The sequence below is a fragment of the Tsukamurella ocularis genome (genome assembly GCF_024807615.1).
Classification (GTDB): Bacteria; Actinomycetota; Actinomycetes; order Mycobacteriales; family Mycobacteriaceae; genus Tsukamurella; species Tsukamurella ocularis.
This window is the reverse complement of the sequence record NZ_JANUCJ010000003.1, coordinates 635,025-654,281: the sequence shown is the minus strand read 5'-3', so window position 1 is coordinate 654,281 and position 19,257 is coordinate 635,025. Positions and strand designations below refer to the sequence as shown.

The following is a 19,257-nucleotide window of genomic DNA, read 5'->3' as shown; positions in this document are numbered from 1 at the left end:
GCGCAGGGCTCAGTCGCGCGGAGGAAGCTCGCAGCCGTCGGGCCCACAGGCCTCGGCGTCGTCGCCACCGATGACGGTGAGCGGCTCCTCGCCGCGGGCCTTCGTCAGCGCCTCGGCGAAGACCTCGGGCGGCTGGGCGCCCGAGACGGCGTACTTGCCGTCGAAGACGAAGAACGGGACGCCGCCGATGCCGATCCGCGTGGCGGTCTCCTCGTCGGCGCGGACCGCGTCCGCATAGGCGGACGGGTCGTCGAGCACCGCGCGGGCAGCGGCACCGTCGAACCCGGCGGACTCGGCGATGGCGACGAGGCGGTCGCGGCTGCCGAAGGCGGGCGTCGGCTCGGCGAAGTTCGCCGCGTAGAGCGCGTCGAGCAGCGCCTCCTGCCTGCCGAGCTCAAGGGCCCAGTGGAGCAGGCGGTGCATGTCGAAGCTGTTGCCGCTGTCGCGGCCGTCGACCTGGTAGGGCAGGCCGAGTTGCTGTGCCTGCGCGCCGAGGCCGCGCTCGTTCGCGGCGGCCTGCGCCTCGCTGATGCCGTACTTGGCCGCGATCCGCGGGATGACGGGCTCGGAATCGCCCGCGGTGGGATCCAGCTCGTAGGAGCGGTGGATCACCTCGACCTGATCGCGCTGCGGGAACGCGGCCAGCGCCTCCTCGAAACGGGCCTTCCCGATGTAGCAGAAGGGGCAGTTGATATCGGTCCAGACGTCCACGCGCATGAAATGTTCAACAGTCGGCCGCCCGCCGACATTCCTGCCGGTCACGCCTCGAGGGCGCGCTCACAGAGATCGACCAACGCGTCCTGCAATTCCGTGTCCGTGAGGTGGCCGAGCCCGCGCAGCGCTGGGCCCAGATCGCTGAGCTGCAGCCAGCCGGCGAGTTGGCGCGGCGTCGGGTCCGGTCCGAGGAGGATCGGCAGTGCGTCCTCGGCGATGGCGTCGAGGTCAGCGGTCGCGGCCATCGCGCGACGGAGTGCGGGGTCACCGCCGATGCCGACAGTGCCGATCCGGCGGAAGGCGCGGACCGACTGCTCGACGTAGCCCACGATGAGGGCGTGGCGGCGGGAGGCGGGTTCGGGGAGTGCCGCAGCGTCGTCGACGAGCGAGCGCAGCGCCTGTGCGTGCGGCGCGAGGACGCCTCCGAGCAGTGCCTCCTTGGTGCGGAAGTAGTAGTAGACGTTCGCCTTGGTGACACCGGCGCGGTCCGCGACCTGTTGCAGCGAGGTGCGGTCGAATCCCTGCTCGGCGATCAGCGCCTCGGCGGCCGCCAGGATCGTCGCCCGGGTCCGCTTCGCCTGCTCCGCTCGCGTGCTCACGATCCCATGATACCTTTCGTTAGTCGATTGGCTAATGAAAGGGAAGATCATGGTCACAGCACTCGTCACCGGCGGAACCGGCTTCGTCGGGGGATGGACGATCGCGTCGTTGCTCGACCGCGGCGACACCGTGCGGACCACGGTGCGCGACGCCGCGAAGGCCGACGCCGTTCTCGGGCGGTTCCCGGACGCCGACGGGCGGCTCACCGTCATCCGGGCTGACCTGCTCGGTGACGACGGCTGGGCCGAGGCGACTGCCGGGTGCGACGTCGTCCACCACGTCGCCTCGCCGCTCACCGCCACGCGCGACGAGGAGCAGGTGATCCGCCCCGCGGTCGATGGGGTGCTTCGGGTGCTCAGGGCCGCACGGGATTCCGGTGTCCCACGGGTGGTGGCCACCTCGTCGTGCGGTGCCGTGTACTACGGCCACCCCTCGCGGGAGACGCCCTTCGACGAGTCGGACTGGACCAACGTCGAGGGCGGGCCGATGAGCGCGTACGTGAAGTCCAAGGCGCTCGCCGAGCGTGCCGCGTGGGAGTTCATGGAACGCGAGGGCGGCGGCCTCGCGCTCACGACGGTCTGCCCGACCGGCATCTTCGGTCCGGCCCGCTCCGCCGACGCGACGTCGTCGCTGCGGCTGATCGACGGCCTGCTGTCCGGCCGCCCGCCGGCTGTGCCGAACGTGTGGCTGAACGTCGTGGACGTGCGCGACGTCGTCGACCTGCACCTGCGGGCCGCCGACGCCGAGGTGGCCGCGAACCGTCGTTACATCGCCGCGACGGACGGCGTGATCTCGATGCTCGACATCGCTCGCGAACTGCGCGCCCGCCTCGGCGACCGCGCGAAGGGGGTGCCGACCCGCACGATCCCCGACCTGGTGCTGCGCCTCGTCGGGCGGTTCGCCCCCGAGGTCGGCGACCTGGTGCCGCTCCTCGGGCAGAGCCGCGCGGCGTCGAGCGCGCGGGCCCGCGACGAACTCGGCTGGCGGCCCCGCGCCTGGCAGGACGCGGTGACCGCCTCGGCCGAAAGTCTGCTGGACCTCAGAGGGCGTAGGTGACGCCGGTGAGCTTCTCCGAGACGTCCCACAGCTCGGCCCACTTGGCCTGATCCTTGGAGACCGCGGTGCTGGAGCACTTGCCCACCCGGCCGCGGGACTGGAAGAGCTGTGTCGGGCCCCACCACGGGTGCGGATCGAGATCGCGATCGGTCGCGGCCAGGATCAGTGACTGCGCGGCCTTCTCCGGCGGATTGTTCAGCAGCGCCACGGCCGGCTTCATCACGAAGTCGAGCGGCGTATCCGTGCGAGCGAACAGACCCGTCGGGGAGACACCCGGATGCACGTAGTACGCCCGCTTCTCCGAGCCTGCGGCCTCGAACCGGCGTTGCAGCTCGCGCGCGAACATCATGTTCGCGAGCTTGCTCTGCCCGTACGCCTCGGTGCGCAGGTACTTCCGGTTCTCGTAGTTCGGATCGTCCATGCGCCAGCGGTAGTTCTGCCGGTGCGCCACCGACGAGACCGCGACGACGCGGTCCGTTAGCCGGTCGAGCATCAGGCCGGTGAGGGCGAAGTGCCCCAGGTGGTTCACGCCGAACTGCATCTCGAAGCCCTGCTTCGTGCGGCGCAGGGGGATGTTCATCAGGCCCGCGTTGTTGACGAGCACGTCGACCTCGGCTGTGCGGTCGGCGAACGCCCGCACGGAATCGAGGTCGGCCAGGTCCAGGGCTTCGACGGTCACGTCGCCATCGATCCCGTCGGCGATGCGCTGGGCGCCCGCGACGTCGCGGCACGCCATCACGACGCGGCCGCCCGTGGCGGCGAGGGCGCGCGTCACGACCTCGCCGAGCCCGCCGTTGGCGCCGGTCACTACATAGGTTGTCATGGCCGCCAGCCTACGAGGCGGTCGCCGACTGCGCCCCGCGGCCGTACCGCTCCCGTGCCTGCGCAGGCGTGACTGTGCCGGCGGGTTCTTGGGCCTGCGCGAAGTGGCGGCGCAGGATGTCGCCGGTCATCGGCGCGACGAGCCCGCCCAGCCGAACGGTGCCCGCGGCGTGCTGGGCCGACGCCGCGCGGACGGCGAGGCGCACGGCGCGCGGGTACGCGGCGTCGACGATGCCGGGCTGGTCGAAGCCACCCACCTCCCGCATCCAGGACGGGAGCGTCGCGATCGTGGCGGGAGCGATGAGGGAGCCGCCCACTCGCAGTCGCACGCCGCGATCCCGCGGGCGCAACAGGTAGTGCATGCCGCGGCGGGCGCGCTCGGTGAGCGCGAGCGTCGGCCGGACGCGGGCGAAGTACTCCCGCACCTCGTCGCGCGAGGTGGGCACGTCAGCCGGGTCGCAGGTCTGCAACTCGGCGGCGACGACGCAGTCGCGCCAGTACTGCGCCTCGTCCTCGGCGGAGAGCGGGCCGGGGCCGTACATCTCGTAACACTTGAGCACCGAGTGCCAGCCGGTCACGTGGATCCACAGCTGCGAGGCGGGGTTGTTGGCGCTGTACCGCTTGCCGGTGATCGGCTCGATGCCGGTGGCCCTGCGGTGCACGTCCATGAGGTGCTCGGACGCCTCGATCGCGGTCTTGGAATCCGCGGTGGCGACGAGCAGGAAGTAGGCGAGCGTCCGGTCGAGCCGGCCGAAGGGGTCGGTGTAGATCCCTGCCGAGTCCGCGACCGCGGCGGTGAGGTTCGGGTCGAAGTGTTCCAGTACTACCGAGCGCTGGAAACCGATGAGTGCGGTGGGCGAGGCCCACACCTTCCACGTGGGCGAGTCCGGACCGAAGAATCCCTGGTCGGTGACGCGCAGAGGGCCGTCTGAGAGCTTCATATCCCGAATCTATCACCGATTCCTACAACAGTGAATAAAAAGTTCGTCACGCCTCTCCGGCCAGCGCGAATCGCCCGTCGGCCGTCTGCTCGATCAGGCCGTCGACCAGCAGCGAGTCCAGTGCGCGGTCGCGCTGCGCCGGATCGCGCTCCCACGCCAGGTCCAGCGCGGCGCGGGGAACGGCACCGTCGGACCCGCGGAGCACGTCGAGCAGCCTCCCGCGTGCCTGACGGTCGGTGCCCTCGTACTTCTGCACCTTCCGCGGCGCCACCGTGTCCGACGGTGCCCCGGCCGCGAGCCAGGCGCAGTCGGCCTGGACGGGGCACTCGCCGCAGCGTGGCGACCGCGCCGTGCAGACCAGCGCGCCGAGCTCCATCAGGCCGGCCGAGAGCCGCGTCCGCCGGTCCACGGGCACGGTGCCCAGGGCCGCCGTCGCCGCCGCCAGATCGCGCTTCGCCGACGGTGCCGCCGCGTCCGAATCGCCGTCCACGGCGCGGGCGAGCACCCGGCGCACGTTGATGTCCACGACGGGGACGTCCTGGCCGAAGGCGAAGCAGGCCACCGCGCGGGCGGTGTAGTCGCCCACTCCGGGCAGTGACAGGAGCTCGTCGACGTCGGCGGGGACGGCACCGTCGAACCGCGCGACGAGGGCCTGCGCGCACGCGTGCAGCCGCATCGCCCGGCGCGGGTAACCGAGTTTGCCCCAGGCGCGCACCGCGTCCGCACCGGTGGCCTCGGCGAGGTCCGCGGGCGTGGGCCAGCGCTCCATCCACGCTCGCCAGACCGGCTCGACGCGCACCACCGGCGTCTGCTGCAGCATCACCTCGCTGACCAGGATCGCCCAGGCCCCGACGTCCGGCGCGCGCCACGGGAGGTCGCGCTCCGCGGCGTCGAACCAGGCGAGCACCGGTGTGAGATCCGGGACAGAATCCTCGCTGGTGTCTCGCGTGTCATGCACGACGTGCATTATGGACCCATGCCTACTTCGACTCCTCCCGGCGCCTGGCGCGCCCTCCGTGACGGCAACCGGCGCTTCGTCGAAGGCGCTCCGGCGCACCCGAATCAGGGTGCCAGCCGCTTGGCCGAACTGACAGCCGGACAGCAGCCCACCGCCGTGCTCTTCGGCTGCGGCGACTCCCGCGTCGCCGCCGAGGTGATCTTCGACCAGGGTCTCGGCGACATGTTCGTGGTCCGCACCGCCGGCCACATCATCGACGCCGCCGTCCTCGGCTCGATCGAGTACGCCATCGAGGTGCTCAAGGTGCCGCTCATCGCGATCCTGGGCCACGACAGCTGCGGCGCCGTCGCGGCCACCGTCAACTCGATCGACACGGGCACCATGCCTCCCGGCTACATCCGCGACATCGTCGAGCGGCTCACCCCGTCGGTTCTGGCGGGTCGCCGCGAGGGCTTGTCGGACGTCAACGACATCACCGCCCAGCACGTCCTGGAGACCAGCTGGCTGCTGATCGAGCGTTCGCGGATCATCGCCAAGGGCGTCGAGGAGGGCCGGGTCGCGATCGTCGGTCTCACCTACGAGCTCGCCGAGGGCAAGGTGCACCTGCGCGGTTCTGTCGGCGATATCGGCGAGGCGGCCACCTCGCCCTTCCAGGCTGTCCGGCCGGAGTGATCTGCCCCGATTCGTGACACGCCGCCGCAGGTCAGCGGCGTGAGGTCGGGGAAACGTTACGGTTGGGACGTGCTTGAGCCCAACGGACCCCTACCGCCCGAGATCTACTGGCGCCGCCGCGTGCTGGCCGCCGTCTTGGCGCTGTTCGCCGTGCTCGTCGTGGTGCTCCTCATCGTCTTCGTCGGTGGCGGCAAGGACTCGTCGCAGAACGCGGCGGCGACCTCGTCGACGCCGGTCACCACGTCCGACCTGCCCCCGTCGCAGGCGCCCGGCGGTGCCGACCCGTCCGCCGGGAACAACAACGGTGGTGCGGGCGGGGCCGGCGGTTCGGGTGCGTCCCAGTCCGGTGCCCTGGCGTCGGGTTCCGCCTCGGCCTCCGCCAGCTCCTCGGGCGGCGGCGTCCCGACGCCCGGCGCGGTCGTCGCCGGCGGTCCCTGCCCCGACGCCAACATTTCCGTGGTGGTCGGCGCTGACAAGGCGACGTACGCGCTCGGCGAGCAGCCGACATTCGAGGCGACCGTGACCAACGCCGGCCCGGTGGCCTGCTCGCGCGACATCGGTTCCGGGCAGCAACAGCTGATCGTGCTCACCCTCGACGGCAGCAAGCAGCTGTGGACCAACTTCGACTGCACCTTCCAGCCCGGGATCAAGAACGAGGTGCTGCAGCCCGGCCAGCAGCTGCGCTACAAGCTGCAGTGGGCCGGAACCACTTCCGCCCCCGGCTGCCAGGCGCAGCGCGTCCCCGTCGCGCCCGGTGCGTACCAGGTGGTTGCGCAGCTCGGCGCCAAGCGCAGTGCCCCGGTCACCTTCAACATCGTCCGGGCCGCTCCCCAGCCGGAGGCCGGCGCAGACGCGGGTACGGGCACCGGCAACTAGCCGCTCGGAACTCGGAGCGGTTCAGAACGCACTGCGGCTCAGAAGCGCTCGACCGAGGCCTCGGCGAGGCGGGAGAGTCCCTCGCGGGCCTGCCGCGCACCGTCGGACCCGATACCGGGGACGGCCTGCAGATCCGCGGCGGAGGCGGCGAGCAGCGTCTGCAGCGAGCCGAACGCTGCGACCAGTGCCTCCACCTGCCACGGGCGTAGCCGCGGAATCGAGCCGAGCAGGCGGTGTCCGCGCGGGGAGATGGGCTCGTCCTGCGCCTCGACGGTGCCCGAGAACCCCAGCGCCGCAGCGATGGTGGTGGCGGCGAGCAGATCGGCATCGGTGAGTGCGTCGATGCGGGTGACGGCGGCGTCCACCGTGTCGTCGTCGCCGAGGTAGTCGCGGAGGACCGGCTCGCGGAGCGAGACCGATTCGCCCAGCAGGTCCTCGAGCTGCAGCGCGATCTGCCGGCCCGACGTGCCGAGTTCCAGTACGTGTTGCTCGATCTCGACGGCCAACCGCCGCACCAGCTCCAGCCGCTGCACGACGTGCGCGACTTCCCGGACCGTGACCACGTCCTCGATCTCCGCGCGGGAGAGCTGCGTGAGTACCTCATCGAGGCGGTGGGCGTAGCGCTCCAGCGTGGCGATCGCGAGGTTGGCGCGGGAGAGGATGGGCGCCGCGTCGTCCACGAGGTGCCGTACCCCGCCGACGTAAGCGTGCACGATCGACATCGACGCGCTCACCGAGATCACCGGGTAGCCGGTCTGGATCGCGGCGCGCTCAGCCGAGCGGTGCCGCGTGCCCGACTCCTGCGTGGGGATAGCGGGATCAGGCACGAGCTGCACGTTCGCCCGCACGATCCGGGTGCCGTCGGTGGAGAGCACCACTGCGCCGTCCATCTTCGCCAGCTCCCGCAGGCGGGTGGGCGCGAACTCGACGTCCAGGTGGAAGCCGCCGTCGCAGATGCCCTCGACGGCGTCGTCGTAGCCCAGCACGATGAGCGCGCCCGTGCGGCCGCGGAGGATCCGCTCGATCCCGTCGCGCAGCCCGGTGCCCGGGGCCACCCGGATCACGGTGTCGCGCAGCGACGCGTTCCCGACGAACGCGGCTTCGAGGTCCATAGCGGTAGGTTAGCGCTCCTTCTTGCTGCTCGGCGCCAGGGAGCCCAGACGGAGGGCGTCGGCCAGTGTCGCCGCCTCGCCGATGTGGATGCCCTCGACCTTGAGCTTCTGCTCGTCGGGCGAGGGCGGCACGATGGCGTGGGTGAAGCCGAGACGGGCGGCCTCGGCGAGGCGTCGCTCCAGGCCGGTCACCCGCCGCACCTCGCCGGCCAGGCCCACCTCGCCCAGCACGACGGTGTTCGGCCGCAGCGCCTTCTCGACCGCGCCGGACGCCACGGCCAGGGCCAGGGCCAGGTCGGCGGCCGGCTCGGTGATCTTCATGCCGCCGACGGTGGCCGCGTAGACGTCCTTCTGCGGCAGGTTCTCGATGCCGCCGTGCTTCGTCAGCACGGCGAGGATCATCGCCACCCGCGCCGAGTCCAGGCCCGAGACGGCCCGCCGCGGCGAGGGCAGGGGAGTGGGCGTCACGAGCGCCTGCAGCTCGCCGAGCATGGGCCGCTTGCCGTCGAGGCCGACGGTGACAGCGGTGCCGGCCGCGGCCTGGTCGCGGTGGTGGAGGAACAGGCCCGACGGGTCCGTGACCTCGACGATGCCGGACTCGCGCTGCTCGAAGCAGCCCACTTCGTCGGAGGCGCCGAAGCGGTTCTTGATGCCGCGCACCATGCGCAGCGTGGAGTGCTTGTCGCCCTCGAAGCTGAGCACCACGTCCACGAGGTGCTCCAGCGAGCGGGGGCCGGCGACGGCGCCGTCCTTGGTGACGTGGCCGACGAGGATCACCGCGATGCCGGAGGCCTTCGCCAGCGACGTGAGGGTCGTCGTGATCGCGCGGACCTGGGTGACGCCGCCGTGCACCCCGTCGACGCCGGAGGCCGAGAGGGTCTGCACCGAGTCGACCACCATGAGGGTGGGGGAGATCTGCTCGACGTGGCCGAGCACCGTGCCGAGGTCGGATTCGGCGGCGAGGTACAGCTGATCCGAGAGGGCGCCGGTGCGCTCGGCGCGCAGCCGCACCTGGCCCGCGGACTCCTCGCCCGTGACGTACAGGGACTTGCCGCGGCCCGTCGTGGCCCAGCGGTGCACGACCTCGAGCAGCAGCGTCGACTTACCGACGCCGGGCTCGCCCGCGAGCAGGATGACCGAGCCGGGGACGATGCCGCCGCCGAGGACCCGGTCGAGCTCGCCGATGCCGACGGGCAGCGCGCGCGTCGAATTCGGGTCGATCTTCGTGATGGGGACCGCGGGGGTCTTCGGGAGCGTCAGCCCGACGTTGGCCGCGGGGCCGGAGCCCGCGGCGCGGGCGGGCGCGCCCTCCTCCATCGTGGACCAGGCGCCGCACGACGGGCAGCGGCCGACCCATTTGGCCACGGTGTGGCCGCACTCGGTGCAGGTGTACTGCACCTTGGCTCGTGCCATGAAGTACCGAGAGGCCTAGTGGCCGCCGGTGCCCTCGCCCGCACCGTGCTCGCCACCCTCGGTGGGGGTGATGCCCGCGGCGGAGGCGGGGGCCGCGCCGGCGTCGATCGGCACGTCGATCGGCAGCGAGCCGGCCTTCTCGAGGTGGAACCAGAGCTTGTTGGTCAGGCCCGGGCGCCAGTTCGCGTCGACGGGCACGGAGACCGTGAGGCGAGTGATCCCGGCGGCCTTGGTGTCACTGCCCACGGGCGCGGTGCCGTACAGCGAGCCGTTGGGCGCAAGGGTGGTGTCACCGCCGATAGTGGCGAAGCGGCCCTTCTCGTCCGAGATGCCCTTGAGCTTGTCGCCCTGGTACGCATTCAGGTTGGTCAGCACGAACGCGAGCTTGCCCTGGCTGCCCGACACCGGGTAGAGGACGTGCACGTCACTGAGGGTGATCTTCTGATCCACGAAGGTCTGGTTGGCGCCGTTGATCGCGGCCACCTGGTTCGCGGTCTGCGAGATCTGGCCTGCGCCGCAGGCGGACACCGAGAGCAGGGCGCCGGCGGCGAGCAGGGCGCCCGCGACGGTGGTGGCGGTGCGGCGGGTCGAGACGGTGCGTGCGGACACGGTTCCTCCAGTTTCCTCCCCGTGCGCGGCGACACCCGCGTGCGGACGGTGCTGAGTATGTCACCACGCAGCGTAGTAGAAGGCGGGTCGGCCCGTGCCGCCGGGCGGCACGTAGGGCGCGAGTACTACGCGCCGTCGTGCACTCCGCCGGTCGCCGGAACCTGCGGAGAACAGCCACGGCTTCGTTTGTCAAGCCCTGGAGGAGTCCTGACCTGCGACGTTGCCTCGCAGCCCGAATTCGCCCCGTGTTATCCTGGTCATATCGAAAGGGGCAAGGATCAGATGATTTTCAAGGTCGGAGACACCGTTGTCTACCCCCATCACGGTGCCGCACTGATCGAAGCTATCGAGATCAAGACCATCGGTGGACGTGAGCGCGAGTACCTCGTGCTCAAGGTCGCACAGGGTGATCTGACGGTCAAGGTTCCCGCTGAGAACGCCGAGATCGTCGGCGTTCGTGACGTGGTCGGCCAGGAGGGCCTGGACAAGGTCTTCCAGGTGCTGCGCGCGCCGCACACCGAGGAGCCGACGAACTGGTCGCGCCGGTACAAGGCGAATCTCGAGAAGCTCGCGTCGGGCGATGTGAACAAGGTGGCCGAGGTCGTTCGCGATCTGTGGCGTCGGGAGCAGGATCGCGGCCTCTCGGCCGGCGAGAAGCGCATGCTGACGAAGGCCCGCCAGATCCTCGTGGGCGAGCTCGCGCTCGCCGAGGCGACGGACGACGGCAACGCCGAGTCCCGGCTGGACGAGGCGCTGGCGGCGGCCTCCTGACCGTCGTCGCGCTGGTTCCCGCCGCTGGGCAGGGGACACGCCTGGGGCTGAACATCCCCAAGGCCTTCGTGACTCTGAAAGACCGTTCACTGCTCGAAAGGGCAGTGAACGGTCTTTTGGCGTCCGGGGTCGTCGACGAGGTGGTCGTGATGGTGCCGCCGGACATGGTCGACCGGTCCCGCGAGTTGGTGCCACGGGCACGCGTCGTCGTGGGCGGGGCGGAGCGCACGGACTCCGTCCGGGCCGGCCTCGCCGCCGCGGGATCGGCCGACCTCGTCCTGGTGCACGACGCTGCGCGGCCGCTGACGCCCGGCCCGATGATCGTCCGGGTCGTCTCCGCGCTGCGGGGCGGGGCGAGCGCGGTCATCCCCGTCCTCCCGGTCGCCGACACCATCAAGCGCGTCGGCGCCGACGGTGCCGTCGAGGCCACCGTCGACCGGGCCGACCTGCGGGCCGTGCAGACACCGCAGGGCTTCACCGCAGAGGCGCTGCGCGCGGCCTACGACGCCGCGCCCGGCGAGCTCGCCACCGACGACGCGGGCCTGGTTGAGCGGGCCGGCGGCACCGTCGTCACCGTTCCCGGCGATCCCCTCGCCATGAAGATCACCACCGCCTTCGACCTGCGGGTCGCGGAAGTCCTTGCGCAGGAGCAGAGATGATCATTCCTCGCGTCGGCATCGGCACCGACGTCCATCCGTTCGAACCGGGCCGCGAGTGCTGGATGCTCGGTCTTCTCTTCGACGGTGACGGCTGCTCGGGCCACTCCGACGGCGACGTCGCCGTGCACGCCCTGTGCGATGCGCTGCTCTCCGCCGGCGGCCTCGGAGACCTGGGCACCGTCTTCGGCGTGGGGCGCTCCGACAATGTTGGAATCACGGGCGCGGAGATGCTCACGCACGTGCGATCGCTGCTCGAGTCCGCCGGTTTCACGGTGGGGAACGCCGCGGTGCAGCTGATCGGCAACCGACCCAAGATCGGGCCGCGACGGGCCGAGGCGCAGGAGGTGCTGAGCGGGCTGCTCGGCGCGCCGGTTTCCGTCTCCGCCACCACCACCGACGGCCTCGGCCTCACCGGCCGCGGCGAGGGCGTCGCCGCCATGGCGACCGCCCTGGTCTACTCCGCAGGCTGACTCGCGCCGGCGCGGTTGTCGCGCGCGAGGTGCAGATGTCGTCCCCTGCGCCACACCGATTCCCCTGTGCTGCGTTCTGTCCCCCACCCCACGCCGGTCGTTCAGCGGGGGCTCGGCCATCCCCCGCGCCGCACCGATTCCCCCGCGAAACGCCAGGCCTCCCGGGGGAACGCAGGCTCCCCCTCAATGCAGTGCCGCTACGCCGCGAGGCGGCCGGCCCGCGCGCGACGCAGCGTCACCACGGTGTCGACCGTGAGCAGGAGCAGTGCGACCCAGACGATGCCGAAGCCGATCCAGCGTTCGGGGGAGACGTGCTCGCCCAGGAACAGCACCGCGCACAGCAGCTGCATGATCGGCGTCGCGAACTGGATCAGCCCGACGGTCACGAGCGGGATCCGGCGCGCGGCCGCCGCGAAGAGCAGCAGCGGCACCGCGGTGGCGACGCCGGCGAAGGCCAGCAGTGCGGCGTGGCCGGCACCGTGGCGTGCGAAGTCGAGCCCGCCGCCCCACGTCGCGATGCCCACCAGCACCGCCGCGGCGATCGGCGCCAGGATCGCGGTCTCCAGCGTCAGGCCTTGCAGTGCGTTCAGGTGCACGCCGACCTTGTTCTTCACCAGCCCGTAGAGGCCGAACGAGAAGGCCAGCGCCAGCGCCGTCACGGGGAACGTCCCGGCCACGACCGCGAGGTAGACGAACGCGAGGACGCCGATGCCGACCGCGACCCACTGCAGCGGCCGCAGCCGCTCGCGCAGCACGACGACGCCGAGCGCCACCGTGACCAGCGGGTTGAGGAAGTAGCCGAGCGCCGCATCCGACGTGTGGCCCGACGTGACCGCGATGATGTAGACGATCCAGTTCGTGGAGATCAGCAGCGCGGCGATCGTCACCCCGGCGAGCAGCCGCGGCTGCCGTAGTACCGGCCGGATCCAGCCGAGGTCGCGCAGGATCAGTAGCGCGGCGCCGCACAGCACCAGCGTCCACAGGATGCGGTGGGCCAGGATCTCCCACGGTCCGGTGGGCCTGAGGGCGTCGAAGTACAGCGGGAACAGGCCCCAGAGCAGGTAGGCGGCGACGCCCATGGCGGTGCCGCGGGTCACCTCGGAGACGTCACGTTCGGCCACCGAATGATCCTACCTTTTTGGTCGCGCACCGTCGAAGCCCCTGACCTGCGAGGCGCGCGCGCCGCGACCCGTAGAATCAATCGACGTGACGCTGCGCCTTTACGACTCCCTGACCCGCGAGGTCCGTGACTTCGTGCCCCTCGTGGACGGCAAGGCGGGCATCTACCTCTGCGGCGCGACGGTCCAGGGCGTTCCCCACATCGGCCACATCCGCAGCGGCGTGGCCTTCGACGTGCTGCGTCGCTGGCTGGTCGCGAAGGGCCTCGACGTGGCCTTCGTGCGCAATGTGACCGACATCGACGACAAGATCCTGCGCAAGGCCGCCGAGGCGGGTCGTCCCTGGTGGGAGTGGGCCGCGACGCACGAGCGCGAGTTCACCCGCGCCTACGACGCCCTGGGCGTGCTGCCGCCGTCGGCGGAGCCGCGGGCCACCGGGTTCATCACTCAGATGGTCACGTACATGGAGCGGATGATCGAGCGCGGCCACGCCTACGCCGCGCCGTCGGGCACGGGCAACGACGTGTACTTCTCCGTCCGCAGCCTCCCGACGTACGGCGAGCTCAGCCGGCAGAAGGTCGACGACGTGCAGCAGGGGGAGACGCTCGCCGAGGGCAAGCGCGACCCGCTGGACTTCACGCTGTGGAAGGCCGCGAAGCCGGGTGAGCCCAGCTGGCCCTCGCCGTGGGGCGACGGCCGGCCGGGCTGGCACCTCGAGTGCTCCGCGATGGCCACCAGCTACCTGGGCGCGCAGTTCGACATCCACTGCGGCGGCATGGACTTGGTCTTCCCGCACCACGAGAACGAGATCGCGCAGGCGCACGGCGCCGGCGATCCGTTCGCGAACTACTGGCTGCACAACGGCTGGGTCACCATGTCGGGCGAGAAGATGAGCAAGTCGCTCGGCAACGTCGTCTCGATCCCGAACCTGCTCACGCAGTACCGCGCCGTCGAGTTGCGCTACTACCTCGGCTCGGCGCACTACCGCTCGATGCAGGAGTACTCGGCGGGCGCCCTGGACGAGGCCGTGACGGCCTACGGCCGGATCGAGGCCTTCGTGCGGCGCACCGTCGAGCGGGCGGGGGAGGTGCCCGTCGGCGAGTGGACCGACGGTTTCGCTGCCGCGCTCGACGACGATCTGGGCGTACCGTCGGCATTGGCGGAGATCCACGGCACCGTGCGGGCCGGGAACGCGGCGCTGGAGTCGGGGGACCTCGACGAGGCGCGGCGGCTCGCGGGCGCGGTACGGGCCATGACGGCGATCCTCGGCGTCGATCCGCTGGACCCGCATTGGGTCACGGAGAATGCCGGCGACGGCCACGCCATGGACGCCCTCGGCGTGCTGGTGCAGGCCGAGCTCGAGCGGCGCGCTGCCGCCCGAGCCGAGAAGAACTGGGCGGAGGCCGACGCGTCACGCGACCGGCTGCACGCCGCGGGTATCGACGTGACCGACGGTGCCGGCGGCTCCGCCTGGACCCTGAAGACGAACAAGTAGGAGGCGGACTGATGGCAGGCAATTCGCAGCGCCGCGGCGCGGTCCGCAAGGCGGGCACCAAGAAGGGGCAGGTCCAGGGCTCGGGCGGCGTCCGTCGCCGTGGGCTCGAGGGGCGCGGCGCGACGCCGGCCGCGAAGGACCGCCCGTACCACCCCGCGCACAAGAAGGCGCGGGCCGCGGCGAAGGCGGCCACCACGCCGCAGCGCCGCCCGAAGGTCGCCGGCCGCGCCGCCGACGACGGCCCCGAGTACGTCCTCGGCCGCAACCCCGTCGTCGAGTGCCTGCGCGCGGGCGTCCCCGCGTCGGCCTTGTACGTGGCGATCGGCTCGCAGAACGACGAGCGGCTCACCGAGTCCGTGCAGATCGCGGCCGACACCGGCATTGCGATCCTCGAAGTGCAGAAGGGCGAGCTGGACCGGCTCAGCGACAACGGCCTGCACCAGGGCGTCGCCCTGCAGGTGCCGCCGTACCAGTACGCGCACCCGGAGGATCTCCTCACCCGGGCGCAGGACCGCGGCGAGGCACCGCTCATCGTCGCGCTCGACAACATCACCGACCCCCGCAACCTGGGCGCCGTCATCCGGTCGACCGCCGCGTTCGGCGGGCACGGCGTGGTCATCCCGGGTCGACGGTCCGCGGCGGTCACCGCCGTCACCTGGCGCACGTCCGCCGGTGCCGCGGCGCGGCTGCCCGTCGCGCAGGCGCCGAATCTCAATCGCACGCTCGCCGACTATGCGGCGGCGGGCCTGCAGGTCGTCGGCCTCGACGCGGGCGGCGACGTGGATCTCGACGACTACCGCGCCGACACCGGCGTGGTCGTGGTCGTCGGCTCCGAGGGCAAGGGCCTCTCACGCCTGGTGCGTGAGAACTGCGATTCGATCCTGTCGATCCCCATCGCCTCGTCGGTGGAGTCGCTCAACGCCTCGGTGGCCGCAGGCGTCGTGCTGGCCGAGTTCGCGCGACAGCGCCGTCAGTAAAGATCATCTGCGTTAGCCTGAACGAATGACCTCACTCGAGGAGCGACAGGAGAGCCGGCGTCGGCAGATGCTCGACGCCGGTATCGCGCTCCTCGGCGGCCCCGAGGCGGGGGCGCTCGGGGTCCGGGCCGTGTGTCGCTCCACGAGCATCACCGAGCGCTACTTCTACGAGGCCTTCGGCACGCGCGACGGCTTCGCGCATGCCGTCTACGACGACGTCAGCAGCCGCGCGCACGGCGCGCTGGTGCGCGGCGTCAGCGACGCCAGCGCCTCCGCGGATGGCGGAACGGTCAGCCGGGCCGCGGTCGCGGAGGGCGCGGTCACCGCGTTCGTCGAGTTCGTCATCGACCGGCCGGACATCGGGCGAGTGCTGCTGCTCGGCCCCTACCGCGAGCCCTCGCTCGCCGAGCGGGGCCTCGGCAGCATGCCGGGCTTCTTCGACGTGGTCGCGGGCGCGATGCCCAGCTCGGTCGACGGGACGACCCGGCGGCTCGTAGCCATGGGCCTCGTCGGCGCGTTGACCACGCTGTTCACCGAGTACATCGCCGGCCGGCTCGACGTCACGCGCGAGCGGCTCGTCGACCACTGCGTCCGGCTCGTCGCCACCGCGCCGAAGCGATTCGCGGACTGAGGCGCTAGGCGAACCGCGCGATGGTCACGCCGGCACCGTCGAGCACGGTGCGCAGGCGTCGTGCGACGGCGACGGCCGACGGGTTGTCACCGTGGACGCAGACGGAGTCGGGGGTGAGCTGTACCTCGCTGCCGTCGATCGCCTCGACCGTGCCGTCGCCGACCATGCGCAGCACACGCGCGGCGATCTCGTCGGGATCGTGCAGCACCGAGCCCTCGCGGGAGCGGGGGACGAGGGCGCCGTCGGGCAGGTAGGCGCGGTCGGCGAAGGCCTCGCGCACCGTCCGCAATCCACGCCCGGCGGCGAGGCGGAGGAAGGCGGAACCGGGAAGGCCGAGGACCGGTAGGTCCGGCGCCGCTGCGAGCACGCCCTCGACGACGGCCGCGGCCTGCGCCTCGTCGGCGACGATCCGGTTGTAGAGCGCGCCGTGCGGTTTGACGTAGTCGACGGTGCCGCCGACGCTTCGCGCGATCGCCTGCAGTGCGCCGATCTGGTAGATCACGTCGGCGGTGAGGTCGGCGGCGGGGACGTCCATGGGCCGGCGGCCGAAGCCGCGCAGGTCCGCATAGCCCACCTGGGCGCCGATCGCGACCCCCGCGGCCACCGCCGCAGCGCAGGTCTCCCGCAGCGTCGTCGGGTCACCGGCGTGGAAGCCGCACGCGACGTTGGCCGAGGTCACCACGTCGAGCAGCGCGGCGTCGTCGCCGAGGCGCCAGGCGCCGAAGGACTCGCCGCAGTCGGCGTTGAGGTCGATTTTCACGACCTCGACGGTAGCGCGTGCTGGCAGTCGTGCGCGGGAGTGTCGACGAGGGCGACGGTGCCGCGGCGGCCGCGCTGCCCGAGCAGGCGGCAGACCAGGTAGATCACGAACGAGATCGACGTGACGAAGACCGACACGGGCAGCGCCGGGGCCAGCGACAGGATGATGCCGCCGACGGCGGAGACCAACGCGAAGATCAGCGAGAGCACCGTCGCCTTGCCGGGGGAACTGGTGACCCGCGCGGCCGCGGCGGCCGGCGTGATGAGCAGGCTCATCACCAGCAGCGCCCCGACGATCTGCACACCCTGCGCGGCGGCGGCGCCGACGAGCATCGCGAAGACCACCGACAGCGTCTTCACGGGGACGCCGTGCGCGGCGGCCACGTCGGGGTCGGTCGAGAGGAACAGCAGCGGCCGGTAGATGAACGCGAGGATCAGCAGCACCACGACGGTGGTGATCGCCATGAGCGTCACGCCGCTCATCCCGACGGCCACGATCTGCCCGGTGAGCAGCGCGAACGCGGTGCCCTGCCGGCCCTCGTGCAGCGCCAGGAACAGCACCGACAGGCCCAGGCCGAAGGCCATGATCACGCCGATCACCGAGTCCCGCTCGCGGGCGTAGACGCCGAGCAGGCCGAACAGCAGGCCCGCGACGAGCGCGCCCAGCAGCGCGCCCGATCCCACGCTCCAGCCCATGAGTAGGGCGAAGGCGGCGCCGGTGAGCGACAGCTCGGAGGTGCCGTGCACGCTGAAGGCCATCTGCCGCGAGACGATGAGCGGGCCCATCACCCCGGCCAGCACGCCGAGGAGCGCCGCGGCGAGCAGCGCCTGCTGCACGAAGGGCTGCTGGAGCAGCTCCCAGGTGAGGGAGAAGTTCGTCAGGTTCTCGAGCCGGTCCATCAGTGATCCCCTCCCACCACGACCAGCCGGTCGCGCACGTGCAGCACGTCGACGGGGGTGCGGTACAGCCGCGTCAGCCGCTCGGAGGTCATGACCTCGGCGGTCGGCCCCACCTCGAACCGCCCGTCCACCAGGTACAGGACGCGGTCGCAGTAGGGGAGCACGGGGTTGATCTCGTGCGTCACGAACAGCACGGCCGTGTCGTGCTCACGGCGGCGGCGCTCGATGAGCGAGACGGCCAGCTGCTGGTTGCCCGGGTCCAGCGAGAGCAGAGGCTCGTCGCACAGGAGGATCGTCGGGTCGGAGGCCAGGGCCTGCGCCACCCGCAGCCGCTGCTGCTCGCCGCCGGAGAGCGAGCCGATGGGCGCCTCGGCGAAGGCCTCGGCGTCGACCTGCCGGAGCGCCTCGTCGACGGCGGACCGTCGGGCGGCGCGATTCCGCAGGCCGAGGCCCCAGGCGGCACCGTCGAAGCCCAGGCCCACGAGGTCGCGCCCGCGCAGGGGAACGGCCCCGTCGAGCGCGCGCTGCTGGGGGATGTAGCCGATCCGGCCGTTCACCTCGACGGTGCCGGCGGACAGATGGCTCTGGCCGAGCAGAATGCGCAGCAGCGAGGTCTTGCCGGCGCCGTTCGGGCCGAGTACGGCGACGAACTCGCCGGGCGCGATGTCCAGGTCGAGGCCGTCCCAGAGAGTGCGGTCGCCGTAACGCAGTCCGGCGTCACGCAGGCGGATCACCGGGTCTGACGGTGCGCTCACGGGCGCGGTGCGAGCGCGTCGGAGAGCGCCTTGACGTTGCTCGCCTGCCATGCGATGTAGTCGTCGACGCCCGCGGGCAGCGACTCGGTGACCTTGACGACCGGCACGCCGGCGGTCTCGGCAGTCTTCGCTAGGGCGGCGGTGACGGGGCTCTCGGTCTGGGCGTTGAGCACCACTGCCCGCACCTGCTGGCTGCTGACCAGCGCGTTCGCGGCGGCGATGTCGGCGGGCGCGGGATCGGTGCCCGACTCGATGGCCGCGGTGTAACGGGCGGGCGCGGCGTCGGTCAGGCCTGCGAGCGTCAGCAGGTAGCCGGCGACGGGCTCGGTCGCGGCGATCTTCGCGCCGGGGTTGGCATGACCGATGGCCCGGGCTTGGCCGATGACCGTGTCGAGCTTCGTGGAGAAGGCCGCGGCGCGGCTCTCGTAGCCCTCGCGGTGCGCGGCGTCCTTCTCGGCGAGGGCCTTCGCGACGGCGGTCGCGACCTTCTGCATGGTGGGCAGGTCGTAGAAGACGTGCTCGTTCTCGCCCTTCGGGTCCTGCAGCGCGACCGCGTCGATCTTCGCGGCGGCGGCGCCCTCTGCGGCCTGCTCGATGTAGGCGTCGTAGTGACCGCCGTTGAAGACCAGCACCGCGGCCTTCTTGACCTTGAGGGTGTCCTGCGCGGAGGGCTCGAACTCGTGCGGATCACCCGTCGGGTTCGCGAAGAGTGAGGTCACCGTGGCATCGCCGCCCGCGACGGCGGTCGCGATCGCGCCGTAGACGTCGGTCGACGCGACGACGGCGGGCTTGCCGTCACCGGAGTCGGAGGAGGACGTCCCGCACGCGGTGAGCGCGAGGGCCAGGGCGGCGACGGCGCCGGCGGCCCGGGTGAGACGAAGGCGGTTGCGCACGGTCGAGCTCCTCTGACAGCAATGGGAATCGTTGTCATTTAGAGTAGCGGCGACGT

At 71.7% G+C, this 19,257-nt stretch carries 22 protein-coding genes; 9 read left to right on the top strand and 13 right to left on the bottom strand.

All coding sequences use genetic code 11. From position 1 onward, the window contains the following. Positions 1-9: 9 nt before the first annotated feature. A complete protein-coding gene (locus HNP44_RS14700; protein ID WP_259141757.1) occupies positions 10-717 on the bottom strand; it encodes a DsbA family oxidoreductase in 708 nt (235 codons plus the stop codon). Between the two features lie 41 nt (positions 718-758). Then, positions 759-1,313 carry a TetR/AcrR family transcriptional regulator gene (locus HNP44_RS14695; RefSeq protein ID WP_259141756.1) on the bottom strand — a complete coding sequence of 185 codons (555 nt, stop codon included), beginning with the start codon at positions 1,311-1,313 and terminating at the stop codon, positions 759-761. A gap of 49 nt (positions 1,314-1,362) precedes the next feature. Here HNP44_RS14695 and HNP44_RS14690 point away from each other — a divergent pair, with 49 nt between their 5' ends. Then, positions 1,363-2,370, top strand: a complete 1,008-nt coding sequence (locus tag HNP44_RS14690; RefSeq protein ID WP_259141755.1) for an NAD-dependent epimerase/dehydratase family protein — start codon at positions 1,363-1,365, stop codon at positions 2,368-2,370. Here HNP44_RS14690 and HNP44_RS14685 read toward each other — a convergent pair. From HNP44_RS14685 to HNP44_RS14675, 3 genes are read right to left on the bottom strand one after another with little or no spacing between them, the layout of a single operon-like run. Next, positions 2,354-3,193, bottom strand: a complete 840-nt coding sequence (locus HNP44_RS14685) for an SDR family NAD(P)-dependent oxidoreductase (RefSeq protein ID WP_259141754.1) — start codon at positions 3,191-3,193, stop codon at positions 2,354-2,356. The two genes, HNP44_RS14690 and HNP44_RS14685, sit on opposite strands and share 17 nt — an antisense overlap. A gap of 10 nt (positions 3,194-3,203) precedes the next feature. Further along, complete coding sequence (locus HNP44_RS14680; protein WP_259141753.1) at positions 3,204-4,133, bottom strand: oxygenase MpaB family protein; 930 nt, start codon at positions 4,131-4,133, stop codon at positions 3,204-3,206. 46 nt (positions 4,134-4,179) lie between these two features. Next, a complete protein-coding gene (locus tag HNP44_RS14675; protein ID WP_259141752.1) occupies positions 4,180-5,091 on the bottom strand; it encodes an A/G-specific adenine glycosylase in 912 nt (303 codons plus the stop codon). 18 nt (positions 5,092-5,109) lie between these two features. Between HNP44_RS14675 and HNP44_RS14670 the strand changes: the two genes are divergently transcribed. Continuing rightward, entirely contained in the window at positions 5,110-5,763 is a 654-nt protein-coding gene (locus HNP44_RS14670; protein WP_259172139.1) for a carbonic anhydrase, read from the top strand. Positions 5,764-5,832: 69 nt separating this feature from the next. Then, positions 5,833-6,639, top strand: a complete 807-nt coding sequence (locus tag HNP44_RS14665; protein ID WP_259141750.1) for a BsuPI-related putative proteinase inhibitor — start codon at positions 5,833-5,835, stop codon at positions 6,637-6,639. Between the two features lie 38 nt (positions 6,640-6,677). On the opposite strand, the gene disA is transcribed toward HNP44_RS14665, so the two are convergent. From disA to HNP44_RS14650, 3 genes are read right to left on the bottom strand one after another with little or no spacing between them, the layout of a single operon-like run. After that, positions 6,678-7,751 (bottom strand): DNA integrity scanning diadenylate cyclase DisA, encoded by a 1,074-nt coding sequence (gene disA, locus HNP44_RS14660; RefSeq protein ID WP_259141749.1) that lies wholly within the window; start codon positions 7,749-7,751, stop codon positions 6,678-6,680. A 9-nt stretch (positions 7,752-7,760) separates the two neighbouring features. Continuing rightward, positions 7,761-9,164 (bottom strand): DNA repair protein RadA, encoded by a 1,404-nt coding sequence (gene radA, locus HNP44_RS14655; protein WP_259141748.1) that lies wholly within the window; start codon positions 9,162-9,164, stop codon positions 7,761-7,763. A 15-nt stretch (positions 9,165-9,179) separates the two neighbouring features. Next, positions 9,180-9,773 carry a hypothetical protein gene (locus tag HNP44_RS14650; protein ID WP_259141747.1) on the bottom strand — a complete coding sequence of 198 codons (594 nt, stop codon included), beginning with the start codon at positions 9,771-9,773 and terminating at the stop codon, positions 9,180-9,182. Positions 9,774-10,055: 282 nt separating this feature from the next. Between HNP44_RS14650 and HNP44_RS14645 the strand changes: the two genes are divergently transcribed. The 3 genes from HNP44_RS14645 to ispF are packed head-to-tail and all read left to right on the top strand — an operon-like array spanning position 10,056 to position 11,673. Further along, positions 10,056-10,544 (top strand): CarD family transcriptional regulator, encoded by a 489-nt coding sequence (locus HNP44_RS14645; RefSeq protein WP_259141746.1) that lies wholly within the window; start codon positions 10,056-10,058, stop codon positions 10,542-10,544. Next, the gene (ispD, locus tag HNP44_RS14640; protein ID WP_259142237.1) at positions 10,541-11,203 is read left to right on the top strand and encodes a 2-C-methyl-D-erythritol 4-phosphate cytidylyltransferase; all 663 of its coding nucleotides are present in this window, start codon (positions 10,541-10,543) and stop codon (positions 11,201-11,203) included. The genes HNP44_RS14645 and ispD overlap by 4 nt, the downstream gene beginning before the upstream one ends. Beyond that, positions 11,200-11,673 carry a 2-C-methyl-D-erythritol 2,4-cyclodiphosphate synthase gene (gene ispF, locus HNP44_RS14635; protein ID WP_259141745.1) on the top strand — a complete coding sequence of 158 codons (474 nt, stop codon included), beginning with the start codon at positions 11,200-11,202 and terminating at the stop codon, positions 11,671-11,673. Before ispD ends, ispF begins: the two co-directional genes overlap by 4 nt. 197 nt (positions 11,674-11,870) lie before the next feature. Here the strand turns inward: ispF and rarD are convergent, their stop codons facing one another. Next, entirely contained in the window at positions 11,871-12,794 is a 924-nt protein-coding gene (gene rarD, locus HNP44_RS14630) for an EamA family transporter RarD (protein ID WP_259141744.1), read from the bottom strand. Positions 12,795-12,879: 85 nt separating this feature from the next. On the opposite strand from rarD, the gene cysS reads away from it, so the two are divergent. From cysS to HNP44_RS14615, 3 genes are read left to right on the top strand one after another with little or no spacing between them, the layout of a single operon-like run. Next, the gene (gene cysS / locus HNP44_RS14625) at positions 12,880-14,286 is read left to right on the top strand and encodes a cysteine--tRNA ligase (RefSeq protein WP_259141743.1); all 1,407 of its coding nucleotides are present in this window, start codon (positions 12,880-12,882) and stop codon (positions 14,284-14,286) included. Positions 14,287-14,297: 11 nt separating this feature from the next. Next, entirely contained in the window at positions 14,298-15,263 is a 966-nt protein-coding gene (gene rlmB / locus HNP44_RS14620; RefSeq protein ID WP_259141742.1) for a 23S rRNA (guanosine(2251)-2'-O)-methyltransferase RlmB, read from the top strand. 25 nt (positions 15,264-15,288) lie between these two features. Further along, positions 15,289-15,894 (top strand): TetR/AcrR family transcriptional regulator, encoded by a 606-nt coding sequence (locus HNP44_RS14615; protein ID WP_259141741.1) that lies wholly within the window; start codon positions 15,289-15,291, stop codon positions 15,892-15,894. 4 nt (positions 15,895-15,898) lie between these two features. On the opposite strand, the gene HNP44_RS14610 is transcribed toward HNP44_RS14615, so the two are convergent. Genes HNP44_RS14610 through HNP44_RS14595 form a run of 4 tightly spaced genes read right to left on the bottom strand, consistent with a single transcriptional unit; the run spans position 15,899 to position 19,201 of the window. Beyond that, complete coding sequence (locus tag HNP44_RS14610; RefSeq protein WP_259141740.1) at positions 15,899-16,654, bottom strand: LamB/YcsF family protein; 756 nt, start codon at positions 16,652-16,654, stop codon at positions 15,899-15,901. Continuing rightward, positions 16,651-17,553, bottom strand: coding sequence for a metal ABC transporter permease (locus tag HNP44_RS14605; RefSeq protein ID WP_259141739.1), 903 nt, complete (start codon positions 17,551-17,553; stop codon positions 16,651-16,653). Before HNP44_RS14605 ends, HNP44_RS14610 begins: the two co-directional genes overlap by 4 nt. Then, on the bottom strand, positions 17,553-18,359 hold the full coding sequence (locus HNP44_RS14600) for a metal ABC transporter ATP-binding protein (protein WP_259141738.1): 807 nt from the start codon (positions 18,357-18,359) through the stop codon (positions 17,553-17,555). The genes HNP44_RS14605 and HNP44_RS14600 overlap by 1 nt, the downstream gene beginning before the upstream one ends. After that, a complete protein-coding gene (locus tag HNP44_RS14595; protein ID WP_259141737.1) occupies positions 18,305-19,201 on the bottom strand; it encodes a metal ABC transporter solute-binding protein, Zn/Mn family in 897 nt (298 codons plus the stop codon). The genes HNP44_RS14600 and HNP44_RS14595 overlap by 55 nt, the downstream gene beginning before the upstream one ends. Positions 19,202-19,257 lie beyond the last annotated feature (56 nt).